Genomic DNA, 15430 nt, shown 5'->3' on the forward strand with positions numbered 1-15430 from the left:
AGCTTCCGTGTAACGCTCCATTGAGCAATAAGTTTGACCACGACTTGCGATCGCCCAGTCAGATTTGGGGTTAAGTTCAATGGCGCGGTCAAAGTCTTGTAGAGCTTCCGTGTATTGCTTCATTGAGCGGTATGTTTCACCGCGACTTGCGATCGCCCAGTCAGATTTGGGGTTAAGTTCAATGGCGCGGTCAAAATCTTCTAGGGCTTGTGGGTAACGCTCCATTAAGCGGTAAGTTTCACCGCGACTTGCGATCGCCCAGTCATATTTGGGGTCAAGTTCAATGGCGCGGTCAAAATCTTCTAGGGCTTGTGGGTAACGCTCCATTAAGCGGTAAGTTTGACCGCGATTTGCGATCGCCCAGTCAAGTTTGGGATTAAGTTCAATGGCGCAGTCAAAATCTTCTAGGGCTTCTGGGTAACGCTTCATTGAGCGATAAGTTTGACCGCGACTTGCGATCGCCCAGTCATATTTGGGGTCAAGTTCAATGGCGCGGTCAAAATCTTGTAGAGCTTGTGGGTAACGCTCCATTAAGCGGTAAGTTTCACCGCGCCAACCTAAAGCAATTGCTTGCCATTTAACTTCAATCCTAGAATTTTGTAGGACTGCGGTAAACATTTCTAATGTAACTTGGTAAACATTTTCGTCATAGGCTTTTAACCCATTTGCTAATTGCTCACCCCAACGCTGAACTTCAGAAGAATCCGCATCTTTACCAGCCTGAAGCATTGTTTGTGCATATTGTTGGGCAAAAATACGTTGATTTTTGAGTGCAGCAAGAAATTCATTGAGAGATACAGATAAATTCTTTTGCGGTGACTGACATAAGTTGTGATACGACACATTTAAAGTGTGACTTTGCCAGCTAGGATCGCGCTGTTTATTCTCTTCGTCCAATTGCAGATCGTTCCGCAGGCTGTCATAATATTCTGCTAACTTACCATGTATGTCAGCCCAACCTTGCGGCGATGAAAGGCGCTTGTGGCGTAACATTTGCGTTTTAACTACATCATGATAAGCCCAGCCATCGGTACGTTCGTTGACAAAGGATGTTTCTTTTAGCCAAGTAAATAACTCGTCAGCTTCTTCTTCTCCTTTTAACTGAGCTATAACATCTCGATTCAAACACCGAGTAATGGCAGCATCAAGCGCAACTTGTCGCCGCTTGGGGTCATCAATCCATTTTAAAAAGCGTTCTACAGCACTGCTGCTAGGCTCAACTACTTGGTTAGGGTCATTGGGATGAGCATCTGCTAACATTCCTACCAGCAGGGGTAAATTTCCAGAAAGGTGTAAAATCACTTCAATAATGCGATTGTCTGTAATGCCTTTGCGAGTTAGATATTGTTGGGCTTCTTCTTCTGTAAAGGGTTCCAGAGGGAAACGAACAATTAACCCCTCGTAAGGTGCCCAATGATTTTTATCTAATTCCTGCCGACCGGCAATAATTATCAATATATTGAGAGATACTTCACCGTGGCGACCCTCCAAAATTTCTCGTAGCCAGTTATCTAGGAATTCTCCGGTGCGCTCGTATGTATCAAAAAACAAAACAATAGCAGTTTCTTTAGCAATTTTAAAAATATCTTGCAAAAATAGCGGGGTTAGGATTTCTACAGGTTCTTGAACTAATAGCACTTCGTCTTTATTTGTTATTTTCTTGGCAACATAAGAAGCCCATTCTCCGGCTTGGGTAGCCAAAGCATCCTCATCTACAAAGTCAAATACAGCACCGCCAACGGGAACTCGACGCGCCAGACGCACACCAGTTTTAACTACAGTTTTGCCTACAAAAGCCGAAAAGCCTTGAGGAGCTTCTGGATCAGTTTCTAATTCTTGGCGCTTTTGACGGTAAACTTTGTAGCGTTCTGTAAACTGTGGTAGTTTGTGACCTTGCCGTTCCAACTCTTCAGCTAAACGACCCATAACTTCTGGAACACTTTTTTCAGCTTCATCGATGTAAGCCGAGATAATTTTTGCTTCATCAGCAATTTTGCGAAACTGCCGTAACAGGGTACTTTTACCAACTCCGCCTTGACCCCAAACATTGAACAAAAAACGACGGCGGTCATCTTCTAACGATAAAGCCAAATTTTGCCGAAATTGATTTACCTGGTCTTCACGACCCACAAAACCTGATTGCTGGCGCTGCTTAAGAATATCTTGTAGACTCTTGGGCTTGTTTTGCGGGTTCATGACCAGATTTAATTTTGAGGTGCTAATGCTTACAGAATAACTACTAAATACCCACGCTGTATTTCGGTAATGTCTAATGTTTTTTAGATAATTTTTATGTGTAACCTTGATTTAAGCTCAATGTTGACCTTCTGAGGCTCAATGTTGACCTTCTGAGGCTCGATGTTGACCTTCTGAGGCTCGATGTTGACCTTTTGATACCAATTTTGTAATGAAGATGCGCTAAACCATAAGTACAAGAAAGAAAAACGAACCGCAAAGGACACAAAGAACACAAAGAAAGAAGTTAAAAGGGTTTGGCGCAGCCTCACAAAGAAATGGTATGAGGCTCAAAAATGCGCTGGCGATCGCGTTTCTTGAGAGGTAATTAACAGAGTTTTATCTAGATTTACAATATGATGTTTCTGAAGTCCGAAACTGGAGACTGAAAATCACAGTGTATGCCCTTGGATGCAGATACTTTGAAGTGATGAAGTGATGAAAGTGTTTAGTATAAATTAATCAAACAAAATCAAGAAATCAATGCGTAAACAAATTATCGAATATACATCTCCATTAGATGCGCTGATTGCCATTACCAAACAGTTGAATACCTATGAAATAAAGTACCGAATGAATTCAGAAGATTTTTTTGCTAAATATAGCCAAGGGGAAACTTCTGACGATGAAGTGTTTATCGAATGGGCAGCAAACTATCAACATTATCTAGCTCTACACCAAGATATAAAGAGCAAACTTAGAGATGTCGCCTAAAGTTATCCAAGCCTATTTAGATGAAGTTGAGCAACTTTTACTCAACTGCTCTAACACATACGTTGAGGAATATGGTGCAGTAATTTTAACGACACAGAGAGCTAATCTCCGCATTAGGATACGTTTCGCTCTCAAATATTTACTGGCAGTCAGTGAAGCCTTTGTGATTGTAGATAATCAGATTACATATATTGATTACCGCTATCACTTTCAAGATGAGCAAAATAGTTTGATTTTTCGTTATGACAGTACACCACACTTTCCCAACTTGCCTAGCTTCCCGCATCATAAACATCTTTTCGACAACGTAATTGCTTGTGAAAAGCCACATATAGCTGATGTGCTACAAGAAGTGATGGAGTTTTTAGAGTAGGAATATTGAATTTGCATCGCAAAACAGAACCATTAAATGTAACGGTTGAGATTTTGCTCATTGATACGTTCCTTTTAACCACTAATTACAGCGATCGCATCAATCTCTACCAACACATCTTTAGGTAAGCGCGATACCTGAACACAAGCCCGCGCTGGGGCTGTATTTTCCGGGAAATATTTCGCATATACGGCATTCACCGCCGCAAAATCATTCATATCAGCTAAAAATACAGTGGTCTTCACCACATCTTGAAAAGTCGCCCCGGCTGCTGTGAGGATGGCTTCAAGATTAGCTAATACCTGCTCAGTTTGTTTTTTGACATCATCAGTGTAGACGACATCACCAAGACGGGGATCGATGGCAATTTGTCCAGCTATGAATACAAATTGACCTGAAGCTGCGATGGCTTGATTATAAGGCCCAACTGGTGCGGGTGCGTTATCAGTATTAATTACTTCACGGGTCATAGATATTACTTTCTCTAACGATGTTTCCTGTTTACCGATTTCCGCTTCAGCTGCGATCGGCTTATAGACTTCTCCATCAGGCATTATCGCACCAGTTACTGACACAGTATAATCACAAAAACTTTGTGTCACAGGTATTCCTCTTCTCTCTTCCTTTGCGTCCTTTGCGTCCTTGGCGGTTCGTTCCTCTACCCCAACCTCGGACGTATGCCATAATGCCGATACCGCCAATAATCGCGCAGAATGCGATCGTGGTCAAAACATAAATTACCAGGCACTCGCCAATACTCAAAAATTCCTACACCCTTAGCATTATCACCAACCTTGATAATGTTGGGTTTAGTTCCTCAACCCAACCTACATTGGAGTTATTTTTTAGGCTTAATCGAACAGTTTGATCGCACTCGTATAATACTGTTACGACAGACTGCAAAACATTATTTATGAATAAACCAAGATGAATATTAAAGAACTACTGCTTCAAGAAATTGAATCATCCTCAGATGTTCTACTAGCCCAAACGCTAGATTTTTTGTGTTTTCTCAAGACAAAACCAGGAACCGAGGAAATATCTCTTGACCTGTCAACAGAAAAAAATGATGATACTTCCAATCATCAAACGAAACCGGAAATACAGGAAGCAACACCAATTCTTAGAGGCTCTAAAGCAGAAGACTTGCTAAAATTTGCCGGAACCTGGCAAGGAGATGATTTTGAGGAGTGCTTGCAGCTTGTTTACGAAACCCGTTCCCCAGCTGAATTTTAGTGATGTACCTCTTAGATACCAACCATTGTAGCCGGATCATTTTTGGAGAAACAAACGTCATTCGTCGGTTACAAGAACACATCGGTTTAGGGGTTGCAACTAGCGTTATTGTGCAAGGTGAACTCCTTTACATGGTACAAAAGTCTTCTCAACAAGAAGCAAATCTTCGCTTTGTCAGAACTTTTCTGCAAACCATTGACCTTTATCCCATTAGTGGAGGGGTTGCCGATGTTTACGGTAGTCTCAAAGGAAAAATTGTCGAACATTTTGGCCCCAAAGACAAAGCAAAGCGTAGAAAATTTACAGTTCAAGATTTGGGTTTGGGCGATAACGACTTGTGGATAGCATCAACTGCTCTGCACTATAACCTCACCGTCGTCTCAGGGGACAGTGATTTTCAAAGGATACAACAGGCGCAAGCCTTAGCTTTAGAATCTTGACTTTGACATCCTCTTAACACCAACGGATTCCCACAGAACATTTACCTAAACTAGACGGTAGGGAATTCTAGATATTCTCTTCCCCTCTTACCTTTGCGCTCTCTGCGCCTTGGCGGTTCGTCCCTCTACCCCAACCTCGGACGTATCCCATAATGCCGATATCGCCAATAATCGCGCAAAATGCGATCGTGGTCAAAACATAAATTACCAGGCACACGCCAATACTCAAAAATTCCTACACCCTTAGCATCATCTCCAGCCAGAGGTTCACCCTTTGCTGTCGCCAAAAACACAATGCTAATCGTATGCTGACGCGGATCGCGATCGGGGTCAGAATACACCAGTAATTGTTCAACTAACTCCACCTGCAAACCCGTTTCTTCCTCAGCTTCCCGACGCGCCGCCACTTCCACCGCTTCACCATAATCGACAAAACCACCCGGAATAGCCCAACCTAAGGGTAGATTATGTCTTTCAATTAACACTATTGGCCGATGAGGTCGATCTACTAGTTCAATGATGATATCAACTGTCGGTGCAGGATTTCGGTAAGTCATATTTATTAGTCATTAGTCATTGGTCATTGGTCATTAGCCAAGGATAAAGGACAAATGACAAAGGACAAACAAAATGAGTTTACTTGATTTACCCTACAAATACTGTTCCGTGATAAATTCGATACAATTGGCTTTGCCAGTGCCCCTTGGGCGATCGCCTAGCGTGTCGTTCAGACAATCCCTTCCTCTCATAATTCAGGTTAAATATGCCTTTTCCTAGATCAAGTGGCATTTTGCTGCATCCCACATCCTTTCCCAGTCGATTTGGCATTGGCGATTTAGGTTTAGAAGCCTATCGCTTCATCGATTTTCTCAAAGAAAGCCATCAGCAATATTGGCAAGTTTTACCTTTGGGCCCCACTGCATACGGTAATTCACCGTATATGTGCTACTCGGCAATGGCGGGAAATCCCCTGCTGATTAGCCCAGAAAAACTGCAAGATGAGGGTTTGCTAACAGAAGAAGACTTTGCTAATTTACCAGGATTTCCGGAAGAAAAGGTAGATTTCAAGGAGGTTGTGTCGGTTAAGATTGGGCTACTCAAAAAAGCCTATGAACATTTTAGAGCCAATGCCACACCCATCCAACAAAAAGAGTTTGAAGGTTTTTGCGACAGCAAAGCCTATTGGCTAGATAATTACGCCTTATTTATGGCGTTGAAAGATGCCAACGAAAATGCAAACTGGCACACATGGCCCTCAGAACTTGTCAAGCGTGATCCACAAGCAATGGAGGAAGTACAGGAACGGCTCAATGGAGAGATTTTTTATTACAAGTTTGTCCAATTTAAGTTTTTCCGCCAGTGGTCAGAGCTTAAAAGCTACGCTAACATGCGCGGTATTGACATTATTGGCGATATCCCCATCTACGTAGCTCATGATAGTGCTGATGTGTGGGCGCATCCCAACATCTTTTGTTTAGATGAACAGACAGGAGCTGCCGCCCAAATGGCTGGAGTCCCACCAGATTACTTTAGCGCCACTGGTCAATTGTGGGGCAACCCAGTTTACAACTGGGAGGAATTGCAAAAACAAGACTTTAAGTGGTGGGTACAGCGCTTTGAGGCAATGCTGGATTATGTAGATATAATTCGCATCGACCACTTCCGGGGCTTCGAGGCTTATTGGGCTGTGCCTCAAGGTGAAGAAACTGCCATCAATGGTAAATGGGTGGAAGCGCCTGGAGATGCCTTTTTTGAAGTGATCAGGCAAAAGTTGGGCAAGCTACCCGTCTTAGCAGAAGATTTGGGAGTAATTACACCAGGGGTAGAAGCGCTGCGAGACAAGTATGAATTTCCAGGGATGAAAATTTTGCAATTTGCCTTTAGTGCTGATGCCGCTAATCCATTTTTACCATTCAATTATCCGCGCAATTCTGTAGTTTATACCGGGACTCACGATAATGATACAACTTTAGGCTGGTTCGATACAGCTGACGACCAGGAAAAGCAAAACTTGTTGCTTTATTTAGGTTCTGTCAGTCCTGATGGCATCCACTGGGATTTAATTCGCCTAGCTTTGAGTTCCATAGCTAACCAAGCGATTATTCCCTTGCAAGATATTTTGGGATTAGGGAACCAAGCGCGGATGAATTTTCCTAGTATTCCTGAGGGTAACTGGGAGTGGCGCTATCAACCAGGAGCGCTGACAGAGGAATTAGGCGATCGCTTGAAAGTTCTTACCATACTTAATGGACGCGCCCCGGAAGCACCGGAAGCACAATAAGGCAGGGGCAGGGGCAGGGGGAGCACAAGAGGCAGGGTAGGCAGGGTAGGCAGGGGAAGAAAGAATAACCAATGCCCTATGCCCCATCCCCAATGCTCAATGCCCCATATTTCAAAACTTAGGTTTTGCAGCAATTCTAACTTCTTCCTCTTTCCCCGGTTCTCCCATTTCTTTGGCTTTCTCTTGATTGACGCTCATTAACACGCCACCAGCATTATTAGTTTTCACTGTTAATTGCTGTTGGGCTTTCCAAATCCGGTGAGTTCCCTCTGGGAGAGTACCTTCAAACTCGATTTTGCCGTCAGCTACTACGCGAATCCAAGATGACGCTTTCAAAGTGACACCAATCTGTACAGCCTTTCCCTGTTGAACGGCACTAAGGGTATCGTTAACTGATTGAACCTCCACTGACTCTTTTATTTGGGCTATTTCTGGTTTAACAATGGACTTTTGTTTTGGGGATGGCTGATTTTGACTATTACTTGCTTGTAGTACTGCGTTATTTAATAACTGAGATAAACCATTTATAGAGCATACAATTAGCAATATGTAAATAAAGTAAAGATGAATCGGACGTAGTTGATTAAGGGGTGAATTATTCCCCATACTTTCAGGCTTCACTTGTGCAGAACTAATCGGAAAAGCGCCAGAAAATTCTACTCCATTCAAGCCTAATGTATCGGCAAATTGCCTGATTAAACCCTGTATATAGACTGGCTCTGGCAGATCGTTTAAATTACCTTCTTCGATCGCCTGCAATAATCGCCGGGGAATTCTGGTTAATGCAACCATTTGCTCTAGAGATAATCCCTGTTCTTGACGCAATGCCCAAAGTTGAGCGCCCATTTCTGCCAACTTTTCGGCTCGTTCTTGCTCTAATGAAATTGATGGCTGCTTATTCTTCTTCTTTCTTAGCCATTTCATGCCTACTGACACTCCTTAACTCCGCTGAATCTTTAATAGGTTGGGTTATCTGATCTTGCAAAAAGTGAATTTCATGATCTTTGAGGGAACGATATTTACCCTCTGACAAAAAAGGTTCTTTTGGAGTTTGTAATTGAATTGGGCCGATAGCAGTCCGATGCAGCTTGATTACTGGGTATCCTAACTGTTGGGCTATCCGGCGTATTTGGCGATTTCTTCCCTCCTGCAACACTATTTCTAAAAAGCTTTGCTCGACACGATGTTTTATTAGCTGTACCTTAGCGGGCCTGGTTTTTTTACCCTCCAACATCACACCTTGACGCCATATTTTCAGTACTGTTTCTGGAGGGTGTCCTTCTACCAAAACACGATATGTCTTGGAAATACTGTGGCGGGGATGGGTTAGTCCAAATGTCAGATTTCCGTCATTAGTCAGGATTAATGCTCCTGTAGAATCTGCATCTAAACGCCCAACTGGGTGAATACCTGTACCCTCCCGTAATTCTTTCGGTAGTAGATCAAGGACTGTTGGTCTGCGGTGAGGGTCGTAGCAAGTCGAAACTACACCTGCTGGTTTGTGCAGCAATAAATATATTAAAGCCGGACGCTGCTTTTTAGATACAGGCTTACCATCAATAGCGATCGCATCTTTTTCGGAATCAATTTTTTGACCTAAATGTGCCAATACCCCATTGATCCGCACCCGTGAGTGCCTAATCATTTCTTCGGCTTCACGACGCGAGGCGATACCCCATTGAGCGAGAATTTTTTGTAACCGTACCTCCATGTGGAATTGCTTATTTACTGTTAACAATTAAATGATATTTGCATTTTGTAGTGAGCAAGCATAAATGTTACATTTAAGACTTATTTAATTTATGTTCGGTTGTTAAGCAAATACTCATAAATAGATTCGTTAGATGCCAGAGCAAAATTCTCAAATAACAAATACAAATAAAATACGCATAATTACGCAGGTACTCACAACAGCCTTAAAGCTTTGGTTGAGAGCGCAAGTCAGCCAAATATCGGAATTAGAAGTGGAGATTAAAGCCAGCGATCGCCAAATTCTCTCTGGACGTATCCCATCGGTATCTATTTTTGCTACTCATGCAATTTATCAAGGTCTCCTAATTACACAAATTCAATTAATCGCAGAAAATATTCGGGTAAATATCGGCTCAATACTCAAGGGAAAACCGCTACGATTGTTAGAAACAGTACCAGTGGTTGGCGATTTGATTGTAGATGAGAAGGATCTTAATGCTTCTCTCTCATCTGACTTATTATCGACTGCTTTGAGTGATTTACTGCTTAAAGTTTTACCAATACATTGCCCAAAATTACAACCAATAAACTGGCAAGAAATTATCCTTGATCACAACCAAATTATACTGCGAGGTATGAAAGTAACTAATAGTGAAACAACTCCTCTAGAGATTTGTCTGAGCTTACAGTTACTCAGTGGACATGAGTTGCAACTAGCACATATAAAAATAAAGCCCGACCAGGAGGGTATATTAGAAGACAATCATGAGTACAATCTGGATCTTGGCTCAGATGTCGATATCCAAGAACTAACGCTGATCCCCGGTAAGCTAGTGTGTCGTGGACGGATAAACGTTAACCCTTAATGATTAGAAATTAAAAAATGCTAATAAGTGAATCGGCATAATAAAACCAAACTATGTGAACAAAAATTAACTAGGGCTAAAACCCTCTTTCCTCCTGCCCCCTCTCCCCCAATCCCCACTCTGTGGGGGCCCCGAGTCCCCCTGCCTCCTGCCTCTTCTCAACGATAAATTTTCCCACCCACCTAACTTACACTATTTTAAATGATATAGGGCCTCTCAGGATATGAGACAGCAGGGGGACAATCCTTTGCTTAGTTGCGATCGCGCCTCGGAATAGAATTCCAAATTATTGTATTGAAGGGTCGTTTGACACTCCCCATACCTCTGACTTTTCACGGAATCTGGAAAACCTCACTTGTATTTCTCTCTTCTGCAAAGAGAGAGGCTTTGAATGTTCCCCCTTTCGGTAACAAAAGTTTTTCCGCTTCCCTCTCCTCGTAGGCTACGGCGTACACACAAGTATGACTAGCATAGGTTTCTTCTAGTAATTTCCTGGGGTGCGTTATGGACACGCCAAAATAACAAATGAGTTCGCCGAAGTAACAAATGAGTTCGCCGAAGTAACAAATGAGTTCGCCGAAATAACAAATGAGTTCGCCAAAGTAACAAATGAGTTCGCCAAAGTAACAAATGAGTTCGCCAAAATAACAAATGAGTTCGCCAAAGTAACAAATGAGTTCGCCAAAGTAACAAATGAGTTCGCCGAAATAACAAATGAGTTCGCCAAAGTAACAAATGAGTTCGCCAAAGTAACAAATGAGTTCGCCGAAATAGCAAATGATGATAAACACAATCCTGTGCTTCGTTTAAAAACCCCTATAGTAGCGGCAACAGTAGTGTCACAAAATAATATACCAAAGGAGCAGTAAAAATATAACTATCAGTACGGTCTAAAATACCACCGTGGCCGGGGATTAACTGCCCAGAATCTTTGACTCCAGCATCTCGTTTGAGCATAGACTCGGTAAGATCCCCCAGAAGGCTAGCAATGCCAATTAGTAAACCTAATGCTAAACCAGTGAAGGGGGATCTGGGCAAGTGCAAATAATAGGCTCCTGCTATGGCTACAGCAACACTTGAAGTAATGCCAAAGACAGCACCTTCTACAGTTTTTTTCGGGCTAATATCAGACAGACGGGTTTTCCCAAAGAATTTGCCAATAGTGTAAGCGCCGATATCGGCTGCCCAAATACACAAAAAAGTCAGCAGTGTTGCTGTAAAACCTTGTGGTAATGAAGCGGAATTTGCCTTTTCCCAAAAATCTGTCCAGGTTGTAGGCCAATAACCTCCGAAAGGGAGATTGCTAAAAGCAGCACTATCAATTGCCCGTAATCGCACCCAGTAACTCGGCAAATAACCTACATAAAATAGCCCCATAATAGAAGCGGAAACATCAGCGATCGTGGCAAATTTGGGCTGAAACAGCAGGTAAAAACAAATAAGTGTGCCAGCAATTGGCATTACAGCGTCAGCTAAACTGCCATCAAGGGTACAAATCACCAACAAAACTTGACTAGCAAACATTGTGGTTTTAGCGGCGGGAGCGATGCCTCTGGTTAGCACCAAATTAAAATATTCCTGTTGACCCAAAAAGATGATAACCGCAAAGATGATGGTAAAGTACCAACCCCCCAAAAGGGTTGCAGAAAGAGCAAGAGCGATCGCAACAATTCCACTAATAATCCGAGACCAAGGCATAGAAGTATTTTGGATTTTGGATTTTGGATTTTGGATTAGAGATTAGGTATTCGAGATTAGGGATTGGTAATTGTGGCTTGGTTTCTGATGACATATCACCTAAATCCCCAATCTAAAATCTAAAATCTAAAATCTAAAATCTTTTGGATTTAGTCTAGTTTCTCACCACTGAGGATAAAAATGGGATCAACGGCGGTAAAGGTTTGAGAAAAGCCACGCGTCTCTAAGCGGTTAACCGCAGATTGAACGACTTCAATATTTCTAGCTCTTAACAAGGAAAAGCTCTGAGAAATAGCATACAGACTTTCTAGATTAGCAGCTGTGGCTACAACCCGACCGGATGGTGGCAAATAATGCCATGCTGCTTGTAAAATCTCTTGAATAGGGCGTCCTCCCTCAATACAAACACGGTGAGGTGTAACTTTAAGATCATGTAAACACTCTGGGGCGCTACCTTCAATTACTTCGACGTTTTTCACATCAAAGCGATCGCAGTTACGCTTGATTAGATTAGCGACTTCTTCATCCCTTTCTATAGCGATAATCTTTCCGCTTGGACACAATAGCCCTACTTCTACCGGAATTGTACCCGTCCCTGCGCCAATGTCCCACAAAACAGAATCTGATTTTAGTCGCAGTTGGGCAATTAACAGCAGTCGGACTTCTCGCTGACTCAGGGGAATTCCTGGCAAATCTTCAAACAATTCATCGGGAATACCAGGGGTAATATAAGGCCAAAGTTGGGAGGGCATAGAATTACGCAATTATACTAAAGATATGGATTTGCCAAATTGAAAAGCTATAAGCTTTAAAAACTTTTCAAACCTAGCATTATAAGAAACCATAATGATTGGCGAAATATTAGGCGAGCGCTACGAAGTTCAGCAGCTACTAGGAAAAAAAGCAGGACGGCGAACTTTATTAGCTCGTGATTTGCAAACTCAGGAATTAGTTGTCATCAAGTTACTTTCTTTTGGTGATGATTTTGAATGGGATTCACTTAAGCTGTTTGAGCGGGAAGCTGAAACTTTAAAATCTTTGTCACATCCCTTAATTCCTCAGTATTTAAACTATTTTGAAGTAAATTTACCAACTATCAAAGGATTTGCCCTAGTACAAACTTATATAAGAGCAAGAACTTTAGAGCAATACTTACAAACTGGGCGAACTTTTACAGAAGCTGAAGTCAAACAGATAGCCAAAGCGCTTTTAGAGATTCTTATTTACTTACATGGGCTGTATCCGTCTGTAATTCATCGTGATCTTAAGCCTAGCAATATTTTATTAGGGGAGCGTTCTGGTAATAGTGTTGGTCAAGTTTATTTAGTAGATTTTGGCTCAGTGCAAACTGTCCTCGCCACAGAAACCGGGACAAGAACTGTGGTAGGAACTTATGGTTATATGCCACCAGAGCAATTTGGCGGACGTACTGTTGCAGCATCTGACCTTTATAGTTTAGGCGCAACCTTAATTTATTTAATGACGGGTAATCACCCAGCCGATTTACCTCAAAAGAATTTTCGCATTCAGTTTGAACAAGCGGCTAATCTGAGTCCCAGCTTTAGCAATTGGCTAAAGTGGATGATTGAACCCAGTTTAGAAGGGCGTTTTAGTTCTGCGACAGGTGCGATCGCAGCCTTAGAGAAACCACAAGCCACAAACTTACCTGCTTTAGTTGTTCGCAAACCAGACGGGAGTAAAATTCAACTAACCAAAAATTGGGATTTTTTAGAAATTATCATTCCACCATCTGGTTTCCATCCATCAATAGTATTCACAACTTTATTTGTGATCGGCTGGAATTCATTTGTCCTGCTTTGGACAATTAGCGTTCTCTCGGCCCCTTTTCCTACCAACATCCCCTTTGCCTTGTTCTCACTTCCTTTTTGGATTACTGGCTTTCGGATGGTGTATAAATTTTTCTTTAGTTTGTTTGGAAGCATTTACTTACGACTCAATGCAGAACAAATTGCCCTAAGCTGGGAGTTGTTTAGTTGGAAGTTTGAGCGTCCCCGGCCATCTCAAAGGCAAAGTATTAATAAGTTGGTTTACATTCCAAAACACTTTACTAAAGGCTCTCAAGGCACTAGGATTGCCGTTTCAGCACAATTATATATTTGCTCAGGATTACAAAAATATCAGATTAGTGGAAACGATGTCGGTATTAAATCTGAAGTAGAACTTGAATGGTTAGCTCATGAATTAAGTGAGTGGTTAGGTTTGCCAATTACCAATCCAATGGGAAGTTAGTTGAGCTAGCGATCGCTTTGTTCAACGTGTCTAGTTCAGTCTTAACCATACTCTATATAGAACTTATGTACTATTGTGATTGCAGATACTTGGCAGATTGACCTATTCATCCAGCAAATTGATCAAAAAAAATAGCTAACAGTTGGAAAACTTATGCTTTTATGGATGATACTGTCTTTACACGTACAACTGTACTAACAAAGTTTAGATGAGACTTAATTGTAACCCTTACTACGAAACAAAATTTGGTGCTGCTTATTTAGGAAACAGCCTAGAATTAATGGCAGGTATTCTTGACGAAAGTATCGATTTAATTTGTACCTCTCCACCATTTGCATTGGTTCGTAAAAAAGAATACGGAAATGTTGATGCCGATGAATATGTAGAATGGTTTAAAGATTATGCGGCACATTTTTACCGTATTCTTAAACCCACAGGATCACTGGTTATTGATATAGGTGGCAGTTGGATTAAGGGGATGCCAGTTCGTTCCCTTTATCATTTTGAACTAGTTGTTGCTTTATGCAAAGCAAAAGAAAAAGGCGGACTTGGATTTTATCTGGCACAAGAATTGTATTGGTATAATCCAGCAAAACTACCCACCCCTGCCGAATGGGTAACAGTTCGCAGAGAAAGAGTTAAAGATTCGGTAAATACAATTTGGTGGCTGTCAAAAGAACCGCATCCTAAAGCTAATAATAGAAGGGTTTTAAAACCTTATAGTGATGCGATGAAAAACCTTCTAAAGAATGGGTATAAACCTAAAGTTAGACCATCAGGGCATGATATTTCTGATAAATTTGGAAAGGACAGGGGAGGAGCTATTCCCCCCAATATTATTGATGGATGTTGTAATACAGACAAAGAAGAAATAGGACAACAGATTCTTATACAAGAAACTTTATTTGAAGATTTAGTCCAGCCTGTAAACGTGATTTCTGCCTCGAATACCGCTTCCAACGATTATTACCAAAGGCGCTGCAAACAAGAAGGTTTTAAGCCACACCCAGCAAGATTCCCTCAAGCTTTACCAGAGTTTGTTATCAATCTTTGTACAGAACCGGGTGATATTGTTTTAGAACCTTTTGCTGGTTCTAATATGACAGGTCGAGTTGCAGAAACTTTGCAAAGGCGCTGGTTAGCTTTTGAGATTGATGAAGACTACATCAAAAGCTCAAAACTGAGATTTGAAGAAAATACTCCTTTGGTTGTTGAACCTCCAGCAGATTTGTCACCAATAGCAATAGAAAATACCGATAATACAAATCACGCAGTACAGTTAGGACTGTTTTAAAAAAGGCCCTCTCAAATTAATTAGATATGCGAACTCATCGGATTTGAGCCATCAATGTTTATATTTAATTACAGAAGCTTTAGAGGAAATTTATATGTTTGGACTGGGATGGCCAGAAATAGCTGTGATGACCATAGTCGCTATTTTAATTTTTGGCCCAAAAAAAATTCCCGAACTGGGAACCGCACTGGGCAAAACCCTACGAGGTTTTAAGGAGGAGATAAAAACTCCCACCCAGGAAACCAATCAGGAAGAAGAGTGCGATTCGTTGATTAGCAAATCACGGCAATCAGTCCGTAAATAACTAATTCAGCCCGACAGCAGATTACTGTCACTAAAGGCTGAACTCTC

General features: G+C 41.7%; 16 protein-coding genes and 2 pseudogenes. 10 read left to right on the forward strand and 8 right to left on the reverse strand.

All coding sequences use genetic code 11. The features are described 5' to 3' along the window. Nucleotides 1-2196, reverse strand: a 2196-nt coding sequence (locus V7L20_RS20050; protein WP_334745771.1) for a tetratricopeptide repeat protein, incomplete at its 3' end; no start/stop codon positions are given. Nucleotides 2197-2718: 522 nt separating this feature from the next. On the opposite strand from V7L20_RS20050, the gene tumA reads away from it, so the two are divergent. Both tumA and tumE read left to right on the forward strand, forming a co-directional pair. Beyond that, nucleotides 2719-2949, forward strand: a complete 231-nt coding sequence (gene tumA, locus V7L20_RS20055; RefSeq protein WP_334745772.1) for an antitoxin TumA — start codon at nucleotides 2719-2721, stop codon at nucleotides 2947-2949. Then, nucleotides 2939-3322, forward strand: coding sequence for a toxin TumE (gene tumE / locus V7L20_RS20060; RefSeq protein ID WP_334745773.1), 384 nt, complete (start codon nucleotides 2939-2941; stop codon nucleotides 3320-3322). Before tumA ends, tumE begins: the two co-directional genes overlap by 11 nt. Nucleotides 3323-3396: 74 nt before the next feature. On the opposite strand, the pseudogene V7L20_RS20065 reads toward tumE, so the two are convergent. Then, a pseudogene (locus tag V7L20_RS20065) lies at nucleotides 3397-3891 on the reverse strand (RidA family protein); the annotation flags it as partial. A gap of 89 nt (nucleotides 3892-3980) precedes the next feature. Then, nucleotides 3981-4112 (reverse strand): annotated as a pseudogene (locus tag V7L20_RS20070) (NUDIX hydrolase); the annotation flags it as partial. A 137-nt stretch (nucleotides 4113-4249) separates the two neighbouring features. Here V7L20_RS20070 and V7L20_RS20075 point away from each other — a divergent pair. Together V7L20_RS20075 and V7L20_RS20080 are read left to right on the forward strand one after the other, a co-directional pair. Continuing rightward, nucleotides 4250-4558 (forward strand): hypothetical protein, encoded by a 309-nt coding sequence (locus tag V7L20_RS20075; protein WP_334745774.1) that lies wholly within the window; start codon nucleotides 4250-4252, stop codon nucleotides 4556-4558. Between the two features lie 2 nt (nucleotides 4559-4560). Further along, nucleotides 4561-4998 carry a type II toxin-antitoxin system VapC family toxin gene (locus V7L20_RS20080; protein ID WP_334745775.1) on the forward strand — a complete coding sequence of 146 codons (438 nt, stop codon included), beginning with the start codon at nucleotides 4561-4563 and terminating at the stop codon, nucleotides 4996-4998. Nucleotides 4999-5123: 125 nt separating this feature from the next. On the opposite strand, the gene V7L20_RS20085 is transcribed toward V7L20_RS20080, so the two are convergent. Next, a complete protein-coding gene (locus tag V7L20_RS20085) occupies nucleotides 5124-5555 on the reverse strand; it encodes an NUDIX hydrolase (protein WP_334745776.1) in 432 nt (143 codons plus the stop codon). A gap of 206 nt (nucleotides 5556-5761) precedes the next feature. Here V7L20_RS20085 and malQ point away from each other — a divergent pair, with 206 nt between their 5' ends. Next, nucleotides 5762-7279 carry a 4-alpha-glucanotransferase gene (malQ, locus tag V7L20_RS20090; RefSeq protein WP_334745777.1) on the forward strand — a complete coding sequence of 506 codons (1518 nt, stop codon included), beginning with the start codon at nucleotides 5762-5764 and terminating at the stop codon, nucleotides 7277-7279. A gap of 111 nt (nucleotides 7280-7390) precedes the next feature. Here malQ and V7L20_RS20095 read toward each other — a convergent pair whose 3' ends face one another. Together V7L20_RS20095 and V7L20_RS20100 are read right to left on the reverse strand one after the other, a co-directional pair. Next, entirely contained in the window at nucleotides 7391-8203 is an 813-nt protein-coding gene (locus V7L20_RS20095; protein WP_334745778.1) for a helix-turn-helix domain-containing protein, read from the reverse strand. Then, entirely contained in the window at nucleotides 8175-8990 is an 816-nt protein-coding gene (locus V7L20_RS20100) for a pseudouridine synthase (protein ID WP_334745779.1), read from the reverse strand. Before V7L20_RS20100 ends, V7L20_RS20095 begins: the two co-directional genes overlap by 29 nt. A gap of 133 nt (nucleotides 8991-9123) precedes the next feature. Here V7L20_RS20100 and V7L20_RS20105 point away from each other — a divergent pair, with 133 nt between their 5' ends. Further along, the gene (locus V7L20_RS20105) at nucleotides 9124-9837 is read left to right on the forward strand and encodes an LmeA family phospholipid-binding protein (RefSeq protein WP_334745780.1); all 714 of its coding nucleotides are present in this window, start codon (nucleotides 9124-9126) and stop codon (nucleotides 9835-9837) included. A gap of 497 nt (nucleotides 9838-10334) precedes the next feature. Next, the gene (locus tag V7L20_RS20110) at nucleotides 10335-10706 is read left to right on the forward strand and encodes a hypothetical protein (RefSeq protein WP_334745781.1); all 372 of its coding nucleotides are present in this window, start codon (nucleotides 10335-10337) and stop codon (nucleotides 10704-10706) included. On the opposite strand, the gene V7L20_RS20115 is transcribed toward V7L20_RS20110, so the two are convergent. Next, the gene (locus V7L20_RS20115) at nucleotides 10654-11535 is read right to left on the reverse strand and encodes a phosphatidate cytidylyltransferase (RefSeq protein ID WP_334745782.1); all 882 of its coding nucleotides are present in this window, start codon (nucleotides 11533-11535) and stop codon (nucleotides 10654-10656) included. The genes V7L20_RS20110 and V7L20_RS20115 overlap by 53 nt on opposite strands. A 149-nt stretch (nucleotides 11536-11684) precedes the next feature. Beyond that, complete coding sequence (gene cbiT, locus V7L20_RS20120; protein ID WP_334745783.1) at nucleotides 11685-12287, reverse strand: precorrin-6Y C5,15-methyltransferase subunit CbiT; 603 nt, start codon at nucleotides 12285-12287, stop codon at nucleotides 11685-11687. Nucleotides 12288-12381: 94 nt separating this feature from the next. Here cbiT and V7L20_RS20125 point away from each other — a divergent pair, with 94 nt between their 5' ends. The 3 genes from V7L20_RS20125 (at nucleotide 12382) to tatA (ending at nucleotide 15383) form a co-directional block, all read left to right on the forward strand. Then, the gene (locus tag V7L20_RS20125) at nucleotides 12382-13785 is read left to right on the forward strand and encodes a serine/threonine protein kinase (RefSeq protein ID WP_334745784.1); all 1404 of its coding nucleotides are present in this window, start codon (nucleotides 12382-12384) and stop codon (nucleotides 13783-13785) included. Nucleotides 13786-13993: 208 nt separating this feature from the next. Next, nucleotides 13994-15079, forward strand: coding sequence for a DNA-methyltransferase (locus tag V7L20_RS20130; protein WP_334745785.1), 1086 nt, complete (start codon nucleotides 13994-13996; stop codon nucleotides 15077-15079). Nucleotides 15080-15173: 94 nt separating this feature from the next. Then, a complete protein-coding gene (gene tatA / locus V7L20_RS20135) occupies nucleotides 15174-15383 on the forward strand; it encodes a twin-arginine translocase TatA/TatE family subunit (RefSeq protein WP_334745786.1) in 210 nt (69 codons plus the stop codon). Nucleotides 15384-15430 lie beyond the last annotated feature (47 nt).

It is taken from the genome of Nostoc sp. (assembly GCF_036916735.1).
Lineage (GTDB): Bacteria > Cyanobacteriota > Cyanobacteriia > Cyanobacteriales > Nostocaceae > Nostoc.

What these genes read in the sequence shown, in the direction of transcription:
- malQ (WP_334745777.1), top strand. Translation starts at nt 5,762, where the DNA reads ATGCCTTTTCCTAGATCAAGTGGCATTTTGCTGCATCCCACATCCTTT.
- V7L20_RS20095 (WP_334745778.1), bottom strand. Translation starts at nt 8,203, where the DNA reads ATGAAATGGCTAAGAAAGAAGAAGAATAAGCAGCCATCAATTTCATTA.
- tumE (WP_334745773.1), top strand. Translation starts at nt 2,939, where the DNA reads ATGTCGCCTAAAGTTATCCAAGCCTATTTAGATGAAGTTGAGCAACTT.
- cbiT (WP_334745783.1), bottom strand. Translation starts at nt 12,287, where the DNA reads ATGCCCTCCCAACTTTGGCCTTATATTACCCCTGGTATTCCCGATGAA.
- V7L20_RS20085 (WP_334745776.1), bottom strand. Translation starts at nt 5,555, where the DNA reads ATGACTTACCGAAATCCTGCACCGACAGTTGATATCATCATTGAACTA.
- V7L20_RS20075 (WP_334745774.1), top strand. Translation starts at nt 4,250, where the DNA reads ATGAATATTAAAGAACTACTGCTTCAAGAAATTGAATCATCCTCAGAT.
- V7L20_RS20115 (WP_334745782.1), bottom strand. Translation starts at nt 11,535, where the DNA reads ATGCCTTGGTCTCGGATTATTAGTGGAATTGTTGCGATCGCTCTTGCT.
- V7L20_RS20125 (WP_334745784.1), top strand. Translation starts at nt 12,382, where the DNA reads ATGATTGGCGAAATATTAGGCGAGCGCTACGAAGTTCAGCAGCTACTA.
- V7L20_RS20100 (WP_334745779.1), bottom strand. Translation starts at nt 8,990, where the DNA reads ATGGAGGTACGGTTACAAAAAATTCTCGCTCAATGGGGTATCGCCTCG.
- tumA (WP_334745772.1), top strand. Translation starts at nt 2,719, where the DNA reads ATGCGTAAACAAATTATCGAATATACATCTCCATTAGATGCGCTGATT.
- V7L20_RS20080 (WP_334745775.1), top strand. Translation starts at nt 4,561, where the DNA reads ATGTACCTCTTAGATACCAACCATTGTAGCCGGATCATTTTTGGAGAA.
- V7L20_RS20105 (WP_334745780.1), top strand. Translation starts at nt 9,124, where the DNA reads ATGCCAGAGCAAAATTCTCAAATAACAAATACAAATAAAATACGCATA.
- tatA (WP_334745786.1), top strand. Translation starts at nt 15,174, where the DNA reads ATGTTTGGACTGGGATGGCCAGAAATAGCTGTGATGACCATAGTCGCT.
- V7L20_RS20130 (WP_334745785.1), top strand. Translation starts at nt 13,994, where the DNA reads ATGAGACTTAATTGTAACCCTTACTACGAAACAAAATTTGGTGCTGCT.